24 protein-coding genes and 1 tRNA gene are annotated in these 23,256 nt (G+C 33.1%); 18 read left to right on the forward strand and 7 right to left on the reverse strand.

What is annotated here, in order from left to right:
• Positions 1 to 230: 230 nt before the first annotated feature.
• The gene (locus tag IEV63_RS10035) at positions 231 to 1,397 is read left to right on the forward strand and encodes an AI-2E family transporter (RefSeq protein ID WP_188406680.1); all 1,167 of its coding nucleotides are present in this window, start codon (positions 231 to 233) and stop codon (positions 1,395 to 1,397) included.
• An 82-nt stretch (positions 1,398 to 1,479) separates the two neighbouring features.
• Here the strand turns inward: IEV63_RS10035 and IEV63_RS10040 are convergent, their stop codons facing one another.
• Positions 1,480 to 3,546, reverse strand: coding sequence for a M16 family metallopeptidase (locus tag IEV63_RS10040; protein WP_188406681.1), 2,067 nt, complete (start codon positions 3,544 to 3,546; stop codon positions 1,480 to 1,482).
• Position 3,547: 1 nt separating this feature from the next.
• Positions 3,548 to 4,873, reverse strand: coding sequence for a M16 family metallopeptidase (locus IEV63_RS10045; protein ID WP_188406682.1), 1,326 nt, complete (start codon positions 4,871 to 4,873; stop codon positions 3,548 to 3,550).
• Between the two features lie 181 nt (positions 4,874 to 5,054).
• Between IEV63_RS10045 and IEV63_RS10050 the strand changes: the two genes are divergently transcribed.
• The 6 genes from IEV63_RS10050 to IEV63_RS10075 all read left to right on the forward strand — a co-directional run bounded on the left by IEV63_RS10050 (position 5,055) and on the right by IEV63_RS10075 (position 9,899).
• Positions 5,055 to 5,495, forward strand: coding sequence for a DUF4199 domain-containing protein (locus IEV63_RS10050; protein ID WP_188406683.1), 441 nt, complete (start codon positions 5,055 to 5,057; stop codon positions 5,493 to 5,495).
• 269 nt (positions 5,496 to 5,764) lie between these two features.
• Positions 5,765 to 6,277 (forward strand): 50S ribosomal protein L21, encoded by a 513-nt coding sequence (gene rplU / locus IEV63_RS10055; protein WP_188406684.1) that lies wholly within the window; start codon positions 5,765 to 5,767, stop codon positions 6,275 to 6,277.
• Between the two features lie 25 nt (positions 6,278 to 6,302).
• The gene (rpmA, locus tag IEV63_RS10060; protein ID WP_188406685.1) at positions 6,303 to 6,563 is read left to right on the forward strand and encodes a 50S ribosomal protein L27; all 261 of its coding nucleotides are present in this window, start codon (positions 6,303 to 6,305) and stop codon (positions 6,561 to 6,563) included.
• 393 nt (positions 6,564 to 6,956) lie between these two features.
• Positions 6,957 to 7,718, forward strand: coding sequence for an exodeoxyribonuclease III (locus tag IEV63_RS10065; protein ID WP_188406686.1), 762 nt, complete (start codon positions 6,957 to 6,959; stop codon positions 7,716 to 7,718).
• Between the two features lie 42 nt (positions 7,719 to 7,760).
• Positions 7,761 to 8,726, forward strand: a complete 966-nt coding sequence (locus IEV63_RS10070) for an OmpA family protein (protein ID WP_188406687.1) — start codon at positions 7,761 to 7,763, stop codon at positions 8,724 to 8,726.
• A 345-nt stretch (positions 8,727 to 9,071) separates the two neighbouring features.
• The gene (locus IEV63_RS10075; RefSeq protein ID WP_188406688.1) at positions 9,072 to 9,899 is read left to right on the forward strand and encodes an ankyrin repeat domain-containing protein; all 828 of its coding nucleotides are present in this window, start codon (positions 9,072 to 9,074) and stop codon (positions 9,897 to 9,899) included.
• 165 nt (positions 9,900 to 10,064) lie between these two features.
• Here the strand turns inward: IEV63_RS10075 and IEV63_RS10080 are convergent, their stop codons facing one another.
• Entirely contained in the window at positions 10,065 to 10,658 is a 594-nt protein-coding gene (locus IEV63_RS10080; RefSeq protein ID WP_188406689.1) for a riboflavin synthase, read from the reverse strand.
• Positions 10,659 to 10,781: 123 nt separating this feature from the next.
• Between IEV63_RS10080 and pdxA the strand changes: the two genes are divergently transcribed.
• Genes pdxA through rpmF form a run of 3 tightly spaced genes read left to right on the forward strand, consistent with a single transcriptional unit; the run spans position 10,782 to position 12,680 of the window.
• Positions 10,782 to 11,855: a 4-hydroxythreonine-4-phosphate dehydrogenase PdxA gene (gene pdxA, locus IEV63_RS10085; protein WP_188406690.1), complete on the forward strand. Its 1,074-nt coding sequence runs from the start codon at positions 10,782 to 10,784 to the stop codon at positions 11,853 to 11,855.
• 57 nt (positions 11,856 to 11,912) lie between these two features.
• Positions 11,913 to 12,461, forward strand: a complete 549-nt coding sequence (locus IEV63_RS10090) for a YceD family protein (RefSeq protein ID WP_188406691.1) — start codon at positions 11,913 to 11,915, stop codon at positions 12,459 to 12,461.
• A 12-nt stretch (positions 12,462 to 12,473) separates the two neighbouring features.
• Entirely contained in the window at positions 12,474 to 12,680 is a 207-nt protein-coding gene (rpmF, locus tag IEV63_RS10095) for a 50S ribosomal protein L32 (RefSeq protein WP_188406692.1), read from the forward strand.
• A 561-nt stretch (positions 12,681 to 13,241) separates the two neighbouring features.
• Here the strand turns inward: rpmF and IEV63_RS10100 are convergent.
• Positions 13,242 to 13,679: a retropepsin-like aspartic protease gene (locus IEV63_RS10100; RefSeq protein WP_188406693.1), complete on the reverse strand. Its 438-nt coding sequence runs from the start codon at positions 13,677 to 13,679 to the stop codon at positions 13,242 to 13,244.
• 51 nt (positions 13,680 to 13,730) lie between these two features.
• Here IEV63_RS10100 and IEV63_RS10105 point away from each other — a divergent pair, with 51 nt between their 5' ends.
• From IEV63_RS10105 to IEV63_RS10140, 8 genes are all read left to right on the forward strand, one after another.
• Positions 13,731 to 14,507 (forward strand): TatD family hydrolase, encoded by a 777-nt coding sequence (locus IEV63_RS10105; RefSeq protein ID WP_188406694.1) that lies wholly within the window; start codon positions 13,731 to 13,733, stop codon positions 14,505 to 14,507.
• Positions 14,497 to 15,546: an asparaginase gene (locus IEV63_RS10110; RefSeq protein ID WP_188406695.1), complete on the forward strand. Its 1,050-nt coding sequence runs from the start codon at positions 14,497 to 14,499 to the stop codon at positions 15,544 to 15,546. Before IEV63_RS10105 ends, IEV63_RS10110 begins: the two co-directional genes overlap by 11 nt.
• A 92-nt stretch (positions 15,547 to 15,638) precedes the next feature.
• Positions 15,639 to 15,726, forward strand: a tRNA-Ser gene (locus IEV63_RS10115).
• A gap of 75 nt (positions 15,727 to 15,801) precedes the next feature.
• Positions 15,802 to 16,701: a MotA/TolQ/ExbB proton channel family protein gene (locus IEV63_RS10120; RefSeq protein WP_188406696.1), complete on the forward strand. Its 900-nt coding sequence runs from the start codon at positions 15,802 to 15,804 to the stop codon at positions 16,699 to 16,701.
• A gap of 9 nt (positions 16,702 to 16,710) precedes the next feature.
• On the forward strand, positions 16,711 to 17,148 hold the full coding sequence (locus IEV63_RS10125) for a hypothetical protein (protein ID WP_188406697.1): 438 nt from the start codon (positions 16,711 to 16,713) through the stop codon (positions 17,146 to 17,148).
• Between the two features lie 3 nt (positions 17,149 to 17,151).
• Positions 17,152 to 17,763: an ExbD/TolR family protein gene (locus tag IEV63_RS10130; RefSeq protein ID WP_188406698.1), complete on the forward strand. Its 612-nt coding sequence runs from the start codon at positions 17,152 to 17,154 to the stop codon at positions 17,761 to 17,763.
• Positions 17,764 to 17,790: 27 nt separating this feature from the next.
• On the forward strand, positions 17,791 to 18,273 hold the full coding sequence (locus tag IEV63_RS10135; RefSeq protein WP_188406699.1) for an ExbD/TolR family protein: 483 nt from the start codon (positions 17,791 to 17,793) through the stop codon (positions 18,271 to 18,273).
• A gap of 97 nt (positions 18,274 to 18,370) precedes the next feature.
• Complete coding sequence (locus IEV63_RS10140) at positions 18,371 to 19,078, forward strand: porin family protein (RefSeq protein WP_188406700.1); 708 nt, start codon at positions 18,371 to 18,373, stop codon at positions 19,076 to 19,078.
• On the opposite strand, the gene IEV63_RS10145 is transcribed toward IEV63_RS10140, so the two are convergent.
• The 3 genes from IEV63_RS10145 to asnS form a co-directional block, all read right to left on the reverse strand.
• The gene (locus tag IEV63_RS10145; RefSeq protein WP_188406701.1) at positions 19,073 to 19,678 is read right to left on the reverse strand and encodes a hypothetical protein; all 606 of its coding nucleotides are present in this window, start codon (positions 19,676 to 19,678) and stop codon (positions 19,073 to 19,075) included. The two genes, IEV63_RS10140 and IEV63_RS10145, sit on opposite strands and share 6 nt — an antisense overlap.
• Entirely contained in the window at positions 19,678 to 21,126 is a 1,449-nt protein-coding gene (gene rpoN, locus IEV63_RS10150; RefSeq protein ID WP_188406702.1) for an RNA polymerase factor sigma-54, read from the reverse strand. Before rpoN ends, IEV63_RS10145 begins: the two co-directional genes overlap by 1 nt.
• Positions 21,127 to 21,232: 106 nt before the next feature.
• Positions 21,233 to 22,675 carry an asparagine--tRNA ligase gene (gene asnS, locus IEV63_RS10155; RefSeq protein WP_188406703.1) on the reverse strand — a complete coding sequence of 481 codons (1,443 nt, stop codon included), beginning with the start codon at positions 22,673 to 22,675 and terminating at the stop codon, positions 21,233 to 21,235.
• Positions 22,676 to 23,256: the final 581 nt, after the last annotated feature.

Consider the following 23,256-nt stretch of genomic DNA (forward strand, 5'->3'; position numbering starts at 1 on the left):
AGGCTTTAAATTCTCATAAACACATATAGTGTTGTTTAGAAGCTTGTACCGAATGTTATTTAATGCAGCAAATGCTCCTTAAAAAACCTGCCAGCAGCAGCCTGGTAGGTCGATATTAAACATCTGAGCATTACATATCTACAATATATAATCAAAATGGTATTATTACCTTAATTTCTCTTAAGCTTTGCAGCAAAATTATTTGATTACTTTTGTTTAAAATCCTGTTTATGAACAAATCAACCAACTATAATTTTACCAAGATTATTTCGCAACCCTTTTACATGCGAGCCACCTTTGTTTTAATTGGAATTTGCTTATTTTTTTATGTACTTAACTTGTTAAGCAATGTTTTAATTCCCATAAGTTTCGGACTTATGTTTGCTATTTTACTAAATCCTGTTGTTAATCGTTTAAGAAGGTGGAAAATTCCCAAGATTATTGCTATTTTTCTTAGTTTGTTATTGGCTTTAGGAATAGTGATTGGCTTGCTCTCATTTATTTATACCCAAGTAGCTAGTTTTGCTGAATATGGCGATCAATTTAAAATACGTGGTACCGAAATAAAGGATAATTTGCAATTATGGGTAACCGATTCGCTCGGCTTTGATAAACAGGCGCAATCTGATGCGCTTAACAATTTAGTTGATAAATCTAAAGATTATATCGGAACGTTTTTAGATTCAATTTTGACTTTACTCACCAACATATTACTGGTGTTTATCTATATTTTTATGTTTTTACTTTACAAACCACTGTTCGTTAATTTCTTTTATGAAGTATTTGATGATAAACAACAGGATAAAGTGCATTCTATTTTAGAAAGTTCGAAATCTGCAATTCAAGGTTATGTGGTAGGCTTAATGCTCGAAATGCTCGTTATTGCAGTATTGAACTCAACTGCATATTTAATTATAGGCTTAGAGTATGCTGTTTTACTTGGTATTATTTGTGCTATACTAAATTTAATTCCCTATATCGGTGGCATTATTGGTGTTTCTTTACCCATAGTAATGTACATGTTAACTGGAGGAGACGATTTAACAACGCCTGTAATAATTGCAGCTGCTTACACGGGTATACAGTTGTTCGATAATTATTTTGTAGTGCCTAAAGTAGTCTCATCTCAAGTTTCTATTAACGCATTTGTTGCTATTGTAATCGTGTTTTTTGGTGGCGCACTCTGGGGAATTTCGGGTATGTTTTTGTCGATTTTATTTGTTGCTATCTTGAAAATAATTTTTGAAAATGTAGAAAACTTAAGACCTTGGTCTAAAATTTTAGGTGATGATTTGAAAGCAGCAGAAAAAAGAAATATAGATGAAGCTAATGAAGCTAAATTAATTGTAGGAAGTAATCTAAATGAAGAAGAAGCCACTACAAAAGAAGAAAATTAATCTATGCTTTAGATGATTAGTGTATAAAAAAACAAAAAACCCTGCATTTGCAGGGTTTTTTGTTTAAATAAGAAATTTAATTTTATTTAAAATCTTCTTCTGAAACTTCTTTATTAAGTAAAATATCGTCGAAGTTAATTACTAATTCTTGTCCTATATCTTGTACGTATTTAAATGGAAATTTTAAACCATCTATTTCAGTATAATCTTCATATTTAATCGTAGTAGTAAAAGATTGTCCTCCTTGCTCAACTGTTGTGGCTGTCATTAATTTTAAACCTGTACCAACAGAATAATATTCTTTTATGTTTTCTGAAATTTGAACAACATAGGCATCTTCACCATCTAAATTTTGAATACTAAGTAACTCTATGCCTTCACTAGGATTTAGCTCTGGAAAAATGCCAGCCATTTTCTTTTGGGCTTCGATTTGTTCTTCATCAAATTCCATTTTTTGACCTTGTGTTTCGGTATATCCTTTTGCACCGTCAAAAACTGTTTTGTTAATAGCCATAGCACCCATGTTAATGCTTTGTAACATTTTACCATCGCTTGTATTTTTCATCAATACATTTAAGCTCATACCTTGAATACTTGCATTTCCTTTCATTACTACGCTTTCTACAGCTTTGGCGTTTTCTTCTCCGCCAATGGCTTCAATATAATCTGCATAAACTGTAGCTAAAGTAACACCGTCGGGAATCGGTTTTGAAAACTCAGGTTTCTCAACTTGATTAGCTTCTTTATCAAAATACATTACAGGAAGTGTTTTTCCTTGGTAGTCAATGTTTTCAAGTCCAGATGCAATATCTGCACCTTTACCACCAATTACAAAACGCAAATGTTCAGGTTTAATGTACTTATTTGCAACACGTTTTACATCTTCTACGGATACAGCATTAATTTTCTTTAAATAGTTTTCGTAAAAATCTTCTGATAAGTCGTTTAATTCAATGTTTAACGCATAATTTGCAACGGTGCCAGGGTTTTCTAAACGCAATACAAATGTACCTGCAAAGCTTTTCTTAACATCTTCTAATTTCTGAGCATCTACATCTTCAGTTCTAATTTTATCAATTTCTTTTAAAATTTCAACTACTGTGCTATCGGTAACTGCGTTTCTTACTTGGCTAGAAGCGCTAAAACGCGACGCCATAGGGTAGCGGCTTGTGCCAACGCTTGAGCGTGCTCCGTATGTCCATCCTTTGTCTTCTCTAAGATTCATGTTTAGGTAACTTCCAAAACTTCCTCCTAAAATATCGTTCATTACTAAAACAGAAAAGTAATCTTCATCTCCTAACCTTAGGTCAACTAAATTTTGCACAGTAACTTGACTTTGCACTGCATTCGGCATATCAACAAGGTTAATTTGCGCAAACTCTGCGTCCTGTGGTGTTACTAAATTATGATCTTGTGTTGCATTGCCTTTCCACTTTTTAAAGTGCTTTTTAACTAATTTTTTTACTTCTTTTATAGAAATGTCTCCAACTACCACCATGTATGCTTTCGCTGGCGTAAGATTTTCATTATACATTTGTTGGATGTCTTCTAAAGTGATACTTTCAACACTTTCTACAGTTTCTATTTGGCCATAAGGATGGTCTATACCATAGCTTAATGCAGAAGCTACTTGGCTTGTAATTGCAGGCGTGTTTTTTTCGTTAGATTTAATGCCTTCAATTAATTTTGCTCTTTCGGCTTCTAACTCTTCTTCTGTAAAAACAGGATTTAATAAACCATCTGCCATTAATTCTACCACTCTTGGGAAGAATTTTGAAAGTGAACTTGCGTAAACACTTGAAGAACCATAACTTATGTTAGCTCCAAGAAAGTCTACTTCTTCGTTAAATTCATCTTTAGTAATATTCTCTGTACCTGTTCCCATTAAAGAAGAAAGCAAGGCAGACGTGCCTGGTTTTTCTTCGAAAGAAGGTGGTAAATCGGTTAAGATTCTAGCAGTTACTCTCGGTAATTTATTGTTTTCTACAACTAAAACTTTAAGTCCATTTTTAAGTGTAAAAGTTTCAGGTTCGCCTAAATTAATACTTGGTGCTGGTCCAGGCGTTGGCATCTGTGAGCGGTCAATCTGTGCAAATATCGAAGCACTTACAAAAAGACAAAATAGGCTTATTATGAGTTTATTTTTCATTTTATTGATCGTTTGGTGTTGGTAAATAGTCTAAGTCTAATCGAGAAGATGCATTTAAGTACTTATTGGCAACTTCTTTAATTTCTTCGCGAGTAATGCTTCTGTAAATTTCAATTTCCTTGTTAATTAAATCAACATCATCAAAAAGTACGTGATAAGTAGCAAGCGACGAAGCAATACCTTGAATGCTTGAGTTAGAACTTACATATCTGTTTTCGAACTTATTTTGTAATTTTTCATATTCGCGTTCAGATATTAATTCTGCTTTTAATTTTTCAATTTCATCGTCTACACTCGCAGCAATTTCACTTAAATCAGTATCGCCCATAGCTAAACCACCCATTACATAAGTTCCGTAATCTTCTTGTGTTCTATTAAGGGCAAGAACTTGAAGCGCAATCTTTTCATCATCAACTAAGCGTTTGTACATTCTAGAACTTTTTCCATCAGTTAAGATAGAAGAAATCATATCTAAAACATACGTATCGCGTTCACCCATTCCTGGTGTTCTGTATACAAAGATTTTAGCTGGAATTTGAATGTTGTCGTCGTATTCAGTAGCAACAATAGTTTCTTCAATTGGGTCTTCTTCAATTTTAACTCGCTCTACTTCTGGGCCTTTAGGTATTTCACTAAAGTATTTATTAGCTAAAACTTTAGTTTCTTCTAAATCAATGTCGCCAGCAATAACAAGCGTAGCATTATTTGGTCCGTAAAATTTATCGAAAAAGTCTAAAAACTCATCTAATTCTGCTGCATCTAAATCGGCCATGGTTCCAATAACAGAACCTTTGTATGGATGTTTTTCGAATAAATAAGGATTGATGCCTGTGGAGTAAATAATTTTCCCATAAGGAGCATTATCAACTCTAGTTCTTTTTTCTTCTTTTACTACTTCGTTTTGTGTGTCTACTCCAATTTTGTTAATTACGGGGTGAAACATACGCTCAGACTCCATCCACAAACCTAATTCTAAATTGTTTGATGGAAAAGTTTCGTAGTAATATGTTCTATCAAATGTAGTGTTGGCATTATTTTGCCCGCCATTTGCCGAAACAATATCGAACCATTCACCACGTTCAATATTTTCGGTTCCTTCAAAAAGTAAGTGCTCAAAAAAGTGAGCAAAACCCGTTCTTCCTTCTACTTCATCTTTTGCTCCAACATGGTACATTACCCCCACCGTTACAACGGGAGCTGAATTGTCTTGATGAAGAATTACATCTAAGCCATTGTCCATGGTGTATAGCTCATAATCTACTTGTTGGGCGAAGCCAACAAAAGAAAGCAATACGGCAATGACAGATAAGCTAATTTTTTGTGTCATTTTTATTAGTTTTAATTTGTTAGTATAATATGTATGTTGTTTAAAACATTTGTTACAAATATGAAGGTTTTTTTGGATAGCAACTTCTTAAAACTTTCTAAATTTAATAAAATTTAAAATTAACAAGTATTTAATTTAATAAAATGAAGAATTCTTTAAATTTACCATAAAAATATAAATAATGAATAATTTTACTTTACCTATACGTTTTGCATTTGCATTAGCCACATCGCTAATTGCCTATTTTTTGGTTTTATCTTTATTTGGATTACATACCAATCCTTTTTTCAGTTTATTTAATGGAGTAATTACGGGTTTTGCAATTTATGAAGCGATACGCTATAGAAGGATAGAAACAGGTGAAGATTATAATTATACCACTGGGTTTTCGGCTGGATTGGTTACTGGATTTATCGCTTCTATTTTATTTACAGTTTTTATGGCTGTTTATGCCACAGAATTAGAGCCGGTTTTTTTAAGTGAATTAGTTTCAGACTTTGCTAGTCATTACGATATAGGTGTTGCTACTTTTGCTTTTATTGTATTGTTAATGGGTTTAGCTACAACCGTGGTATTAACCTTAGCTTTTATGCAATTGTTTAAGAATAAACTAAAAGGATAAGTTTTATTATTACATTATTTTTTTCAAATCTTTATACCGAATGTTGTTTTAAATGTCCCTGCCGAATAAAGTTCGTACATCGGTATTAAATAGTGAAGACATACAATCGAAATGCTATTAATTTTACTAAATTGATATTTTTACATCATCACACTAATTTTAAATCACTTCATATACAGTAAAATATAGTTTTAAAACAAACTTTGTGGTTTCAGATTTAAGCACTATATTTGCACACATTTTTAAAAAATAATTTAAATTTATACACTATGTATGCAATTGTAGAGATGGCAGGGCAGCAATTTAAAGTTGCAAAAGACCAGAAAGTGTATGTTCACCGTTTGGCTTCTAATGAAGGAGACAGCGTAACTTTTGACAATGTAATGTTGTTAATGGATGGTGAAAATACTACAATCGGCGCCCCAGCTATAGATGGTGCTCAAGTAAAAGCAAAAGTTTTAGGGCATTTAAAAGGCGATAAAGTTATCGTTTTTAAGAAAAAGAGACGTAAAGGTTACCGTAAGAAAAACGGACACAGACAATCCTTAACTGAAGTTTTAATTGAAGAAATTATCGCTTCTGGTGCTAAGAAAGCAGCGCCAAAGAAAGAAGAAAAAGCAACTCCTAAAGCTGAAGCTAAAAAGTCTGAAGCTCCTAAGGGAGAAAGTGCAGATTTAGAAAGCATGACAGTAGCAGATTTAAAAAAATTAGCTAAAGATCGTGGTTTAGAAGGTTATTCTGCTTTAAAGAAAGCAGAATTAATTGAAGCACTAAGTAAATAATATTAATTTTTAAAAACCTAAAGAGATGGCTCACAAGAAAGGTGTAGGTAGTTCTAAAAACGGAAGAGAATCAGAATCAAAACGCTTAGGTGTTAAGATTTTTGGCGGTCAACCAGCGATTGCAGGCAATATTATTGTTAGACAACGCGGTACTGCTCATAGACCAGGTGAAAATGTGTACGCTGGTAAAGATCATACCCTTCACGCAAAAGTGGATGGAATTGTAAAATTTAGTAGAACAAAAGATGATAAATCTTATGTTTCAATTGAGCCTGTACAAGCTTAATTACTAGAAAAAAAATTTAAAAAAGCCGTTTCAACATATTTGAAACGGCTTTTTTTATGCATTTATGTCTCTCTTTTCCTTGCTATTGGTTTAAATAATGATATGCAAAGAAAAAATCATCTTTTTGTCTCTTTGTTCTCAATTCTTAATATTTAATACTACCCAAACACCATTTACCATAGAACATTTCTCTCAAGGTAAAAAAGTTGGTAGCTGATAGTTTTTAGTAGGAAGTCTTTTGTTTTTTTTATCCTTTTTCATCTTTTAGTCTTTTAGTCTTTTCATCATTTATTCTTTTCATCATTTATTCGCTTATCTAATATTGCTAATCTCTTTTCTCCACATGTCTTTTTTCTTGCTAAAATCCATTACTTTTGAAACCAAATTATTGCAATGAAAATACTTTCTTATAACGTAAACGGAATTCGTGCTGCCTTAAAAAAAGACTTGATAGAATGGCTTCAAGCCGCTGATGCAGACGTGGTATGTTTTCAAGAAACCAAAGCTCAACCCGAACAGATTGATAATTCGTTATTTGAAGCGATAGGATACAATTATTGTTATTGGTATTCAGCCCAAAAAAAAGGATATAGCGGCGTGGGAATCATCAGTAAAAACCAGCCTAAAAATGTAGTTTACGGAACGGGAATTGATTATATGGATGCCGAAGGAAGAAACTTACGGGCAGATTTCGATGAAATTTCCATCATGAGTATGTATTTGCCATCGGGAACTAACGATACACGACTGGATTTTAAATTGAAGTACATGTCCGATTTGCAAACCTATATCAATCAATTGACTAAGGAAGTTCCAAATCTAAATATTTGTGGTGATTATAATATTTGCCACGAACCTATCGACATTCACGATCCTATTCGATTAAAAAATGTATCCGGTTTTTTACCAGTAGAACGCAAATGGCTTTCAGGCTTCTTAGCCAGTGGTTTTATTGATACATTTAGGCTTCAGCATCCTGATGAAACTACCTATTCATGGTGGAGTTATCGTGCTAATGCCAGAGCAAACAATAAAGGTTGGCGTTTAGATTACCATTTATTAGCCAAGCATTTACAAGATAAAATTAAACGCACTGCAATTTTAAACCAAGCCAAGCACAGCGACCATTGTCCTGTACTTTTAGAACTAAATTAAATACGAAAACCAATTTAAAACCGTTCAACTAAAAAACAAACTATGAAATCAATACGCTTAATTTTTGCCATTGCTCTCCCGGCACTTTTACTTACATCTTGTGTAAGCCAGAAAAAATTTAAAGACTTAGAAGGAAATTATAATAGTTTGGTAGACGATTATCAGCTGCTAAAAGAAAAACAACAAGATACCGAAAGTGAGCTAGCCGATGTAAAATCGCAGTTAGCTAACTTACAAAGTGAATACAATCAGTTGAAAAAAGATGAAGAAGAATTGCGAATGCAGTATGCCAACATGCAAACCAATTACCTAAATTTATCCAAATCATACGATGCTTTGGAGAAAAATAGTTCTTCTGCTTTAGCTGAAAATTCCAAACGCAATCGCGAGTTATTAAAAGAATTAGAAGAAAAAGAAAAAACCTTAGCCGTAGAACAAGATCGACTAGAAAAGTTGCAAAAGGATTTAGCATCTCGTTCGCAACGCATCGATGAGCTAGAAGGCTTAATTGCCGACAAAGAGCAAAAAATGAATAGCTTACGCGAAAATCTATCCAAAGCATTAACTAACTTTGAAGGTAAAGGCTTAACGGTAGAACAACGTGACGGAAAGGTTTATGTTTCTATGGAAAATAAATTGTTGTTTAGTTCAGGAAGCTGGTCGGTAGGAAGCGAAGGAAAAAAAGCAGTAGCCGAATTAGGAAAAGTCTTAGCTCAAAATCCAGATATTGCCGTTTCAATTGAAGGTCACACCGACGACGATCCGTATCGTGGAACGGGACAACTTACCGACAACTGGGATTTATCTACCAAACGCGCCACCGAAGTTTTAAAACTTTTATTGAAAAATAATGATATTGATCCACAGAATTTAACCGCTGCAGGAAAAGGCGAACACGCACCAGTTGCTACCAATGAAACCGCAGATGGCAAAGCCAAAAACCGTAGAATTGAAGTAGTCTTAACTCCAAAATTAGACGAGATTTCGAATATGCTGAATGAGATGTAAGTTGGTATAAATTTTAAATTTTGAGTTCCAGATTTTGAATTGAATTTGGAACTCTTTTTTTTACTGATATCAAACTATTGTAATAAGTTAATTGGCTTAGGCACTTGCTTAATAGTAGAGCTGATGTACTTTCTCTGCGAACTTAGCGTCTTTGCGGTTATTTTTTCTCACCCCAGAGACGCAATGAACGCAGAGATTTATAACTTTAGCGTGAAAAATGTATACAAATATACACTAATCAATACGTTAAATAAGCGATAGTGCAGATTTCAAATCCGCGCCAATAGTAAAGATGTATTTATGCAAATAGCTTTATAATACCGTAACTTTATCAAAATCAATTTAATGATGAAAAAATTTATTTTAATATTCATACCACTACTAGTTTATAGCTGTCTAGATTTTAGACAGCCATCACATCGTTTTTCAAACTTTTATGGAACAACAGCGGAACGAATTGTTAAAGCGATTGAGAAAAATGATTTACAGGTTATTAGGGAAGAAGCAAATAAAAATGAAGAAATCTTAAATTTTAAAGACCCTAAATACAATGTTTCTCTACTGTCGATATCCATTCTCAACAATAGAAAAAAAGCTTTTGAAGAATTATTAAAATTAGGTGCTGACCCTAATATAATGGATTTTGGATGTAATAAACCATTGGGTACAGCGATAATGTTGGGTTCTCCGAATTGCAACTTGTTTTTTATTAATAAACTCGTCGAATATAATGCAGATGTTAGATTAAGATATGATGATGAATATGCTGAAGCCTGTAATAATGTATTAAATAATGAAGCCATCGTAGATGTAATTATTTATAAGCAAAATAATAAGAAATGTGTCATCAAAATGCTAAAAGCATTAACCACTAACTTAAAGGATATTGATTTGAATAAATATAATAACCCTGATGATTACTATCATAATGTAGTTTACAACTGCCTAAGAAAAGCAAATTTAGAAGCATTAAAGTTTTTTATAATCGATTTAAAGTGCGAAGTCCCTGATAAAATATTTATAACTGGTGGAGTTTTAGACGGCTTTGATAGTGGTTATCTTTCTTTAGAAGAAATACTTGCAAGTGATTCTTTTCCTGCACGTAATAAGCCTTTTAATGCTAAGGTAAGAGATGAACTATTAAATTATTTAAAGAATAAGGATACAGATTAATGTTTTGGATAGTAGGGGTTGCAACCTGTGCTGTTTACTAAAAACAAAGTTTTACATCAGCTTATAAAAAAATTCCTTCAATTAAAGCATGGCAGCTTTATTTCTTTTGCTAGGTAGCATTAATTTTAATAAAAATTGGTGGCTAATAACAAAGTGAAAAAAAAATTATTTCCCTTGTACCTCCATTAAACGCTTAACATATTTGCCAATTACATCAAACTCTAAGTTTACTACATCACTTTCTTTTAAAGAATAAAAATTGGTATGATCGAAGGTATACGGAATAATAGCAACACTAAATGTATTAATCCTGCTATCTACCACGGTTAAACTTACCCCATTAATGGTAATGCTTCCCTTTTCAATGGTTATATTTTGTTGCTCAGGTTGGTATTCAAAACTAAAAAACCAGCTTCCATCTTCGGTCTTTACTTCTGTACAAATGGCAGTTTGGTCTACATGACCTTGCACAATGTGGCCATCCAAATGCGCATTTAAACGTATGCCACGTTCTAAATTAACAGGAGTTCCTACTTTCCAGTTTCCTAAATTGGTTTTGTCTAGGGTTTCCTTTATTGCTGTAACTTGATACGAATTTTCATCGCACTCCACCACGGTTAAACAAACTCCATTATGCGCAACACTTTGGTCTATTTTTAAATCTTTAGCTATTTTGGCTTCAATAATAAAATGGTAATTGCTGCCCTCTTGTTCAATAGAGCTAACTTTTCCTATTTCTTCAATAATTCCTGTAAACATTTCCTTGATTATTTAGTTACCTTTGTGCAGCAAAAGTAATTGAAATAAAGCTAGTATTTCTTCATTTGTAATTTACTTAAGTTCGATTTAAGAAATAGCTAGATTTAAAATTTGAAACAGCGTATGAGCACAAACAAACCCATAAAAGTAGGTATTAGTATTGGAGATTTAAATGGTATAGGCCCCGAAATTGCTTTAAAAGCTTTTGAAGATGTCCGTATGCTAGATTTTTGTACGCCTGTAATTTTTGCTAACGTAAAAATGCTTTCTTTTTTTAAAAAGTATTTTAACTTAGAGTTGAGGTTACACGGTATACCGCACGCAACTAAAGCGGTACACGGAAAAATAAATGTGGTAAACGCATGGAAATCTAATTTTAAAGTGAATTTTGGTGAAGAAGATAAAGTAGCTGGAAAATATGCAGTCCGTTCTATTGAAGTAGCCACTGAAGCTTTAATAAATAAAGATATCGATGTCTTAGTAACTGCACCGATTAATAAAAATAGTATTCAATCTGAAGAATTTACATTTCCTGGTCACACCGATTATTTTGCAGAAAAACTAAAAGGAGAAAATTTAATGTTTATGGTTTCAGACCAATTGAAGGTTGGTTTACTCACAGACCATGTGCCGGTTAAAGATGTAGCAAAACACATAACGCCCGAACGCATTCAGAAAAAAGTGCAATTAATGAGCGAGTCTCTGCAAAAAGATTTTGGAATAGTAAAACCAAGAATAGCCGTTTTAGGAATTAATCCACATAGTGGCGATAACGGCGTAATTGGTAACGAAGACCAGTTGGTTTTACAACCAACCATTCATAAAATAAACGATTTACAGGGCGAGTTAGTGTATGGACCCTATGCAGCAGATTCTTTTTTTGGATCTAAAAATCATGAAAATTTCGATGCGGTTTTAGCAGCTTACCATGACCAAGGCCTAATACCATTTAAAACTTTAGCTTTTGGAAAAGGCGTAAACTTTACAGCAGGAATGAATCGAATTAGGACTTCGCCCGATCACGGCACCGCTTTCGATATTGCTGGAAAAAACCAAGCGGACCCAAGCTCTTTTGTACAAGCAGTTTATAGGGCTATCGATATTTTTAAAAACAGAATGGATTTTTTAGAAATGAACGCAAACCCACTGCCTGTACAGCCTAAAAGTAAAGATAATAGACGTAATAAACTTAATTAAGATAGCAACTTGTAGTTTGTAATTATTTTTTATATTTGCAGGCTCAAAACTGATGTTGTGAAAAAGGTATTTAAAGATTACACAATTCCATTTGTGGGATTGAAAATTGGAAAGCACCAGTTTGAATATGAGTTAGATAATTCGTTCTTTGAACTTTTTGATTACCAAGAATTCAATGCTGCAAATGTAAAAGCAAATTTGCTTTTAACTAAAAAGGCAAACATGCTTGAGTTAGATTTTGAAGTTGTAGGAAAAGTAAATTTAAATTGTGACCTTACCCTGGAGCCTTATAATCAAGACATTAAAAATAAATTGAGCATAGTTGTTAAGTTTGGCGACGATTATGAAGAAGTAAACGAAGAATTACTAATTCTGCCACACGGAGAGTATGAAGTAGAGGTGCAGCAGTATATTTATGAAGCAGTAATTTTAGGGCTTCCTGCTAAACGCATACATCCTGGTGTTGAAGATGGAACTTTAGATTCTGAAATTTTAAATAAATTACAAGAATTAAAGCCACAAACTAGTGACGAGAAAGAAGAAACAAAAGACGAAGACGAAATAGACCCGAGATGGGATAAGTTAAAAGGATTATTAAAAGATTAATACATAAGAGCAATGGCGCATCCAAAGAGAAAGATTTCCAAAACAAGAAGAGACAAACGTAGAACGCACTATAAAGCAACTGCACCACAAGTTGCTATCGATTCTACTACTGGTGAAGCACACCTTTACCATAGAGCACACTGGAGTGAAGGTAAATTATATTACCGTGGCCAAGTGCTTATCGACAATACTGAAGAAGAAGTAGATACCGAAGCTTAAACTAAGTTTGGTATTTTGTAATACAGCTCCCAATTTTGGGGGCTTTTTTTGTTTAATTCAGTTTATGGATGTCATTATTTTAGCTTGTAAATATTCCCTAGGAATTGTCACTCCGCAAAGTTCCCTACCAACTCTCACTCCGTGCAACGACACGGAGTCTTATTGCTATGAAAACGCAAAGCAAGTTCGATTCAACTTTTCAGCTCAAATTCATGAGATTCCGCATCAAGTGCGGAATGACAGTTTTGATTGGTGTTTTTTAATTCCGAATTCTTGTGTGGAATGGCCAGCGTTTTATTTGTCAAGATTTTTCTGTTTACTAGCTTTCAATTTTAAGTTATGCTTTGATAGGTAAACTAGCGAGTTGAAATTAAAACTAAATTCCTAGCCCCGATTGTAGTGGTTACCCTGCAGAGCTGATGCTTATATTTTTAGGTTTTTGCGGTGGCGACCCTAGAAGCCGCAGGAAAGACTATAAAAATAAAGCAGCAGCTAGAAGCGTAAAAACGAAAAGCGGGAAATGGCTACATATACTAGTATAAGTTTTTTAACAGAGATGCTTTATTTTAAATATAAGCGTTTCTTTTTGTAGTCGATAATTGCTTTGCCTGTGTTTAAAATATCGGCGCCAATTATACCATGAATTACTTCAGATTCGTGTTCTACTAAGGCTCGGTTAACGTGGCTTAAGTCAAACAAAACTAAGTCGAATTCATTGTAATTCCAGTCTTTGATAGATAGTTTATTGGCGGATGATGTGCGTGTAAGCATGTTAGAAGCACCAGCGCCAGCTGCACGTATTTTACTGTCTTCTGTTTGTAGCTTAAAGTAGTCCGCATACTTAAAATCAACGCAAGAATTAGATGCGCCTGTATCTAAAATAAAGTCGCCAGACACGCCATTAATTTGGCAGGAAAGCTGTAAATGTTGAGTTGCTGTTGTGGTTAATTTTACCAAATGAAATTTCTTTTGGAATAAGAACTTCTTTAATGATGACATTTTTGCAATTTTTGGCAAATATAGAGCAAGCGATTCAATAAATTTGCCAACATGATTTTAATAGATACACACACCCATTTGTACAGCGAGCAATTCGATGAAGATCGAGATGAAGCTATACAGCGCGCCATTGCAAACGGAGTTGAACGCTTTTATATTCCTGCTATCGACTCTTCGTACACCGAAGCCATGTACAAGCTGGAAAAAAATTATCCCAATTGCATGCAGTTAATGATGGGCTTGCATCCAACCTCGGTACAAGAAAATGTAGATAATGAATTAAGCCATATTGAAGAGCAGTTGCATGAAAGAAATTTTGCTGCTATTGGTGAAATTGGAATTGATTTGTACTGGGATAAAACAAAATTAGATTTACAAATCCGTGCTTTTAAACAACAAATACACTGGGCTAAACAATATAAGTTACCTATTGTTATACATTGTAGAGAAGCATTTAATGAAGTGTTTGCTGTGTTAGAAGAAGAAAAAGGTGAAGATTTATACGGAATTTTTCATTGTTTTACTGGAACTTTTGAGCAAGCTGAAAAAGCAATTGAATTGGGGATGAAACTAGGAATAGGAGGCGTTGTAACTTTTAAAAATGGTAAAATCGATCAGTTTTTAGATCGTATTTCTCTTCGAGAAATTGTATTGGAAACCGACTCGCCTTATCTCGCTCCATCGCCATACCGTGGAAAACGAAACGAAAGTAGTTACCTGCTAAATGTCGCTAAAAAAGTAGCTTCAGTTTATAACTTAAGCCTAGATGAAGTTGCTCGTATTACTTCGAATAATGCTAAAGAAATATTTAAAAATTATGACAAGTAAAAACACATCTAATATTCTATTAATTTACACGGGAGGCACCATAGGGATGATAAAAGATCCAAAAAGTGGAACTCTAAAGCCTTTTAATTTTGATCAATTATTAGAACGGATTCCTGAGCTTCAGCTATTAGAGCATCATATTGATGTAATTAGTTTTGATAAACCCATCGATTCTTCAGACATGAATATTACTCATTATGTAAATCTTGTAGAATTGATTGAAAGCAATTATGCGCAATACGATGGTTTTGTTATTTTGCATGGCAGCGACACCATGTCTTATACTTCTTCGGTGATTTCGTTTATGTTAGAAAATTTATCGAAACCAGTTATTTTTACTGGTTCGCAATTGCCTATTGGAGACTTACGCACTGATGCTAAAGAAAACTTAATAACCAGCATACAAATTGCAGGATTAAAGCGAAATGGTAAAACCATTATTAATGAAGTAGGCCTGTATTTTGAATATAAATTGTATCGAGCTAATCGAACTACTAAAATTAATGCTGAACATTTTGAAGCATTTGCGAGCTTAAACTATCCTGCTTTAGCCGAATCTGGTGTAAATTTAAAGGTTAATGAAACGGCTTTGCTAACCACCCATAAAAAGAAAAAATTAGTTGTACATAAAGATTTAGAAGATGCTATTTTAATTATAAAAGTATTTCCTGCTATTAATGAAACAAGTTTACGGCATTTGTTACAAACACCTAAACTAAAAGGAGTGGTTTTAGAAACCTTTGGAAGTGGGAACACTAAATTAGATCAATGGTTTTTAAAATTATTACACGAAGCCGTACAAAATAATATTGCAGTAGTTAACGTTACACAATGTAGTGGTGGAAGTGTAAATATGGGGAAATACGAAACAAGCGAAGGCTTAAAAAAAATAGGTGTAATTTCCGGAAAAGATATAACAACTGAAGCAGCTGTAGCTAAATTAATGTATTTGCTAACCAAAAAATTAGGAAAAAAAGTTTTTCGAACCATATTTGAAACTTCTTTACGTGGCGAATTAAGCCTAGTAGAGCGGTATTAAACAATAGTTATGTAGAAATTTTAATATTAATAAGATAATTACACGATTTTTTTTGCTGTTTATGTTTATAAACATAAATTTACGCCTTATTAAGAGAGGTGGCCGAGTGGTCGAAGGCGCACGCCTGGAAAGTGTGTAAACGCCAAAAGCGTTTCGAGGGTTCGAATCCCTTCCTCTCTGCTGTAAGTAATTAAATGATTTATTTATATATTTAACCCCAAATTAAAACAAGTACTAATTTTAAGACAAACAACAATGAAAAGACTATTTTCAATTTTAACCTTAGCCGGTTTATTTTTTGCAAGCACTACTTTAAGTGCAAATGTGTATTTTGAAAATGCGAATACAACATCAGTTTGGTTACAAGAAGATGAAGCAGTAGATGCCGACAGCACTTCTGTAGCTGATGGAGAGCAAACCGAAATGCAAGCTGATTCTACAGCTGTAGAAGAAGTTGAAGAACCTGTTGAAGCTGCAACCGAAGAAGTAGCACAAACTGCCGAAGTAGAAGAAGAAGAAACCTTAGGCTTTCACCAAGAATTAAAGAAAAGATTTATTGAAGGTGGACCTGGTTTTATGGGTATTGTACTTTTGTGTTTAATTTTAGGTTTAGCTATTGCTATTGAAAGAATTATTTACTTAAATCTTGCCACTACCAACTCTAAGAAACTTTCTGCTACCGTAGAAGATGCCTTAAATAGCGGTGGAGTAGAAGCTGCAAAAGAAGTTTGTCGAAACACAAGCGGTCCAGTTGCTTCAATATACTACCAAGGTTTAGACCGAATGGATGAAGGAGTTGATGCTGCTGAAAAAGCAGTTGTTGCCTACGGAGGTGTGCAAATGGGACAATTAGAGAAAAACGTATCTTGGGTTTCTTTGTTTATTGCTTTAGCACCAATGTTAGGTTTTATGGGTACTGTAATAGGTATGATTAAAGCTTTCGATAAAATTGAAGCGGCAGGAGATATGCAACCATCTTTAGTAGCTGGTGGTATTAAAGTTGCACTTTTAACAACCGTATTTGGTTTAATTGTTGCAATTATTCTTCAAATATTTTATAATTATATCGTAGCTAAAATCGACAGTATTGTAAACGATATGGAAGATGCATCAATTACTTTAATCGACTTGTTAGTAGCACACAAAAACAAATAATACTTTATTATGAGTAAGTTTTTAAAAATATTTAAAATTGTTGTTGGTGTTTTAGGAGCCATTCTATTTTTTAGAATCCTAAATACTGGCGACGAAGCATTAGAATTAGATGCAGTGTTACAGTCCAGCGTGGTTTCTCCACTTATGTATGTAGCTTATGCTATACTTTTACTTTGTATTTTATCTGTATTAGTATTTGTAGTAAAAGGCTTATTTACTGGAAATGTAAAAAATACTTTAATAGGGCTAGGTTCTTTTATTGTAGTACTTATTGTATCTTTTCTAGTGTCTGAAGGTCAAGAAACAGCCTTGAGGGATGGCGAAGTTCTTTCTGCATATGGCTCTAGATGGGTAAGTGCAGGATTAACTATGTTTTACATACTCGTAGCTATTTCAATACTAGCTATTGTAGCTTCAAATTTGAAAGGTTTAATAGCAAAATCATAAATTATGGCTAGAAGAAATGCACCAGAAGTTAATGCAGGTTCTATGGCAGATATTGCCTTCCTATTATTGATTTTCTTCCTGGTAACAACCACTATTGAAACCGATAGTGGTATAAGCCGAAAATTACCTCCCATTGAGCCGCCAGATATGGAAGATGTTACTTTAAAAGAAAAAAACATTTTCGAAGTATTGGTAGACGATGCAGGAAATATTCTTGTTGAAGAAAAATTGATGGATGTAAAAGATTTACGTCAAGCAGCTATTCAGTTTTTAGATAATGGTGGAGGAAATGGAAACGAAGCTTGCGACTACTGTCGTGGTCCTAGAGATCCGGAATCTTCAGACAATCCAGATAAAGCCGTTATTTCTTTACAAAATAATAGGCAGACTAAGTATAAGAACTATATTACGGTTCAAAACGAATTGGTTGCAGCTTATAATTTTTTAAGAAACAGAGAAGCTAATCGTCTTTTTGGTACAGATTTTACGGCAATGGAAAAAGCTTTTAACGATCCTGAGTATCCTCAGAGTAAAAAAGATAAGTTGGAAGATCGCATCAAAATTATTAAAAAGATGTATCCACAGAAACTATCTGAAGCTGAACCCAAACGTTAATCATCTAAATTAATTAACATTAAAACTATGTCAAAGTTTAAAAAGAAAGGAGATGGCGGAACGCCTGCTATTTCAACTGCATCTTTACCCGATATTGTTTTTATGCTACTGTTCTTTTTTATGGTAGTAACTGTAATGCGTGATACGTCCTTGAAAGTGCAAAACGTTTTGCCTTATGCTAACCAAACTGAAAAGTTAGATAAAAAGGATTTGGTTATGTATATTTATGCAGGGAAACCATCCGAACGATACCAACAACAATATGGTACTGAAGCTAGAATACAATTAAACGATAAATATGCATCTGTGTCTGATATTCAGCAATTTATTTTTGAAGAGAGACAGTCTAAAAGAGAAGAATTGGTGCCCTACTTAACCACTGCTTTAAAAGTTGACCAAGAAACCAATATGGGTTTAGTGTCTGATATTAAGCAAGAATTAAGAAAGGCAGAAGCCTTAAAAATTAATTACACCACTAAACAAGGTAATTCTTTAGCGAATTACGAATAGTTAGTACTTGTAAGTTTATTGGTGTAATAGGAAAGCTGTTTTTATTTAAAAAGCAGCTTTTTTATTTTTTTGTACTTCTTTGATTTACCTTTGTTACATGAAGTTTTTTTACAGTATATTCTTTTTTGTAATAGCCTTTTTTGCTTGTTTTTCTCAAACAGATGAACGTGTTTTGAATTTAGACGAAACAGATTCTTTATATAGAGAAGACCAGTTTTATTTCGGCTTCCACATTAATTTATTGCATAATTTGCCTGAAGGCATAAATCAATCTGGTTTGTCTGGCGGTATTATGGGTGGTTTTATTCGTGATATGCCTATTAATAAAAGACGAAATTGGGCTATAGGATTGGGTTTAGGTGTTTCTGCTAACACCTATGGAAGTAACCTTTTTATAGGCAAAAACGAAAGCGGTGAAGGAGTTTTTCAAATTCTTGACCGTGATGAAGTTGAATACTCTACCAACCGTTTTTCGACTTATATTGCCGAAGTCCCTGTTCAATTAAGATGGAGAACATCAACCCCAACAAAATCTTCTTTTTATCGTATTTATGCAGGCTTTACTTTTGGGTACTTGTATCATTTTAGAAGCCGTTTTGAAGGCAACGAATCTACTTTAAAATATTCTTCTTTATCTGAGTTAAACCGAATACGTACAGGTTTACATCTTTCATTTGGTAGTAATTTTGTCAATTTTCACATCCAGTATAATTTCAATACGTTGTTCGATGCTCAAATAGCCGATACCAATACTAATTTAGATTTTCAAATATTTAAATTCGGTTTTATCTTTTATATGCTATAGCAGCAAATTAAAAAAATACAGTTGAGGAATTGCCCCTATTAATGCACCAATTACCAATTCTAGACCAGTGTGAGCTCGTAAGTGTAACCTGGAAGAAGAAACCCAGCCAATTCCAAAAATTAATAAAGCTAAAACTATTAAATTGATTTGATAAAAATGAACCATATATGCAATTATAAAACAGGTTAACCCCGTTATTCCAGAAACATGCAAACTGGCTTTGTAATTGAAAAAAACTAATATACTTGCCGAAATTCCCGTAAAAAATATTCCTGAAAAAAAATAAAATAGCACTTGGTTTACATCGTTTTGAAAAACAAAATTGACAATAAATGCAGCAATAGTTGTAAAAAACAAAACAGGTAGTCTACGTTCTTTAACATTCGGCATTTGGTAACTACTAATTAGCTTAAACTTTTTTAAAGTAAATAAAAAAAACAATGGGATTAGAATAGTTAAGGCTGAAATTGCAATAAGTTGAGCTACTATGTAGTGTGGCGTGTAAAGATTTTTAGCTTCTAAAAAATAATACATTATGCCTGCTAACGGAAGCCAAATCGGGTGAAAAAAATAAGAGCCAAAGGTTAAAAATCGTTTCATTATATTTCCTTTCTAAGTCTAGCTACAGGAATGTCAAGCTGCTCCCTATATTTGGCTACTGTTCTTCTAGCTATTGGATATCCTTTTTCTTTTAAAACGGATGCTAATTTCGAATCGGTGTAAGGTTTCTTTTTGTTCTCTTTTGAAACAGCTGTTTCTAGTATTTTTTTAATTTCTCGTGTAGATACGTCTTCGCCTTTATCATTTTTCATCGATTCTGAAAAAAATACTTTTATCAATTTTGTGCCATAGGGTGTGTCTACATATTTGCTATTAGCAACTCGCGAAACGGTTGAAATATCCATATCTATTTCTTCGGCTATATCTTTAAGAATCATTGGTTTTAAATCGCGTTCATCGCCACTTAAAAAATATTCTCTTTGGTAATTCATAATTGCACTCATCGTTAACATGAGTGTTTCTTGGCGTTGCCGTATAGCTTCAATAAACCATTTTGCAGAATCTAGCTTTTGTTTAATAAACAAAACTGTTTGCTTCTGCGATTTTGACTTTTCTTTACTTTCTTTATACGAATTAAGCATGTTCGCATAATTTTTTGAAACATGCATCATGGGTACGTTTCTAGAATTTAAGCTTAATTCTAAATCTCCATCTTTAATTTTAATAGTGAAATCGGGAATAACATGCTCTACCATTTTAGTTCCTCCAGCATAAGAAGCACCTGGTTTAGGATTTAAACCTTCAATCTCTTCAATTGCTTCTTTTAATTCTTCTTCAGTAATTGAAAATTTATGCATTAATTTTTGATAATGTTTTTTCGCAAACATATCAAAAGCATTATTTATAATATTGGCGGCTAAGTCAACTGATTTTGATGCATTTTTTTGCTTAAGTTGAATAGCTAAACACTCTTCTAAATTTCTTGCACCTACTCCAGCTGGATCTAAACTTTGTACTTTCATTAGTACTTGGTTTAGTTCAGTTTCATTGGTATATACATTTTGGGTGAAAGCTAAATCGTCTAGTAAATCTAGTGTACTTCTTCTTATATAACCAGCTTCATCGATGCTACCCACTAAAAACTCTGCTATTTTTTCTTCTTGTTGAGACATCGAAAAAGTTTGCAATTGGTTGTTTAAATACTCTGTAAAACTAGTACCAGATGCGTAAGGAACTTTTTTATCATCATCGTCTGGCGAATAATTATTGGTGTAGAGTTTATAATCGGGTATTTCGTCGTCGCTAAGGTAATCGTCTACATCAAAATCAGTTTCAATTACATCATGGTCTTCATTTTGGTTAGAATTGTCGAACTCATCTGCAAATTCATCCTTTTCTTTTCCAGATTCTAAGGCAGGATTTTCTTCTAATTCTTGTTTTATACGTTGTTCGAAAGCAAGTGTAGGTAACTGAATTAATTTCATCAACTGGATTTGCTGAGGAGACAGTTTTTGTGATAATTTTAAATTAAATTGTTGCTTAAGCATTGTATAATTAATGTTTCAATCAAAGATAGCGAAATATTGATAGATGAAGTTATGGATTGGATACTAAAGTGCAATAAAAAGTCGCTTTAAAAGCGACTTTTTATTTTTAAAATTCAGCATTTTGTGGGGTTCTGGGATAAGGAATTACATCTCTAATGTTACTCATTCCTGTAGCAAATAAGACTAATCTTTCAAATCCAAGACCAAAGCCACTATGTTTACATGTACCAAATTTTCGAGTTTCTAAATACCACCACAATTCTTCTGGATCGATATGCAAAGCCTTCATTTTTTCTAGTAATACATCATAGCGTTCTTCTCGCTGAGACCCACCAACAATTTCGCCAATACCAGGAAACAAAATGTCCATAGCACGAACCGTTTTGCCATCTTCGTTTAAACGCATATAAAAAGCTTTTATATTAGTAGGATAATCGAATAAAATTACAGGACATTTAAAGTGTTTTTCAACTAAAAATCGTTCGTGTTCACTTTGTAAGTCAGCTCCCCAATCTTCAATCGGGTATTGAAACTTCTTCTTTTTATTGGGTTTCGAATTTTTTAGAATTTCGATGGCTTCAGTATAACTTACCCGTTTAAAATTGTTTTTTAATACAAAATCAATTTTTTCACGTAGTGGCATAGGTGCTCTTTCTGCTTGTGGTTTGTTTTTGTCTTCTTGTAACAATCGGTTTTCTAAAAAAGCTAAATCGCTATTGCATTCTTTTTGAATATAATCTAGTACATATTTAATAAAGTCTTCTGCTAAGTCCATGTTTCCATCTAATTCACAAAAAGCTACTTCGGGTTCAATCATCCAAAATTCTGCTAAATGTCGAGATGTGTTGGAATTTTCGGCTCTAAAAGTTGGACCAAAAGTATATACTTTGCTTAAACCTAGTGCATATGTTTCTGCTTCTAATTGGCCACTAACACTTAAGTTGGTTTCTTTTCCAAAAAAATCTTCTTTAAAGTTTACATTTCCATCATCGTTTTTTGGTATTTCGTCTAAGTTGAAATTGGTTACTTTAAAAGTTTCGCCAGCTCCTTCTGCATCTGATCCTGTTATTATTGGTGTATGCACATGGTTAAATCCCTTACTGTTAAAATATTGATGTACAGCAAAAGAAAGTTTAGAGCGAACTCTCATTATAGCACCAAAGGTATTAGTGCGAACTCTTAAATGTGCTTGTTCTCTTAGTTTTTCTAAGCTGTGTCGTTTAGGCGATAAAATAGTTTTTCTAACATCTTCTGGATTAGCTTCACCCAGTATGCTAAGTTTTTCGACTTCAATTTCAACACGTTGACCGCTACCTTCACTCTCTTTTAAAGTGCCTTGAACCAAAACAGCCGCACCTACGTTAACTTGATTTAATATTGTTTGATCAAAATTTTCAAAATCAACAACACATTGAAGGTTTTCTACGCAAGATCCGTCGTTTAATGCTATAAAACGATTGCTTCTAAACGACCTAACCCATCCTTTACATTCAAATTCTTTGAGTAAATCTCCGCTTTCAAGAATTTCTTTTACTCCAGCTTTTATCATTTTAAAGTAGATTTTTTTATGTCTCGCAAATATACTTTTTTAAGCTAATTCTTTGCAGCGTTTTAAAATGAATTAGAGAAGTCGCACAGAATGTTCTTCTAACTATCTCCTATCTATTACAAGAGTTATCAAAACAACACGCCAGCAAAAACTTTAACTACTAATATTTAACTTTTTGCACGTTAAAATGATTCATTTGATATTCAAAATGTATTCTAGCTAAACTGCTTCATCTGAAGTTAAAAAAAATAAATAGCAATTTTTTCTACTCAGATAAAAATTATTTGAATCTTAGAAACATAACGGAGTCTATCAAAAATAATGTAGAAATTTACCTACTTTTTGATGAAGAAATATGCTGAAATTTTGTTTTTTATCTAATAAAACCGCGATTTTATTAGTATTTTATGTGTAAAAATATTTTTTTTAACATAAAAATACAAAAAATACCCATTATCGGGTATGCTTTTCTATGTTGTTTATTTATATATTTGGTGTTAGAGAATAAGTTTTAGGGGTATTTCTTATTCAATTTTAAAAGCCTAGCAATTGCTAGGCTTTTTTGTGTTTATAACTTAAAT

Source organism: Psychroflexus salis, from assembly GCF_014640175.1.
Lineage (GTDB): Bacteria > Bacteroidota > Bacteroidia > Flavobacteriales > Flavobacteriaceae > Psychroflexus > Psychroflexus salis.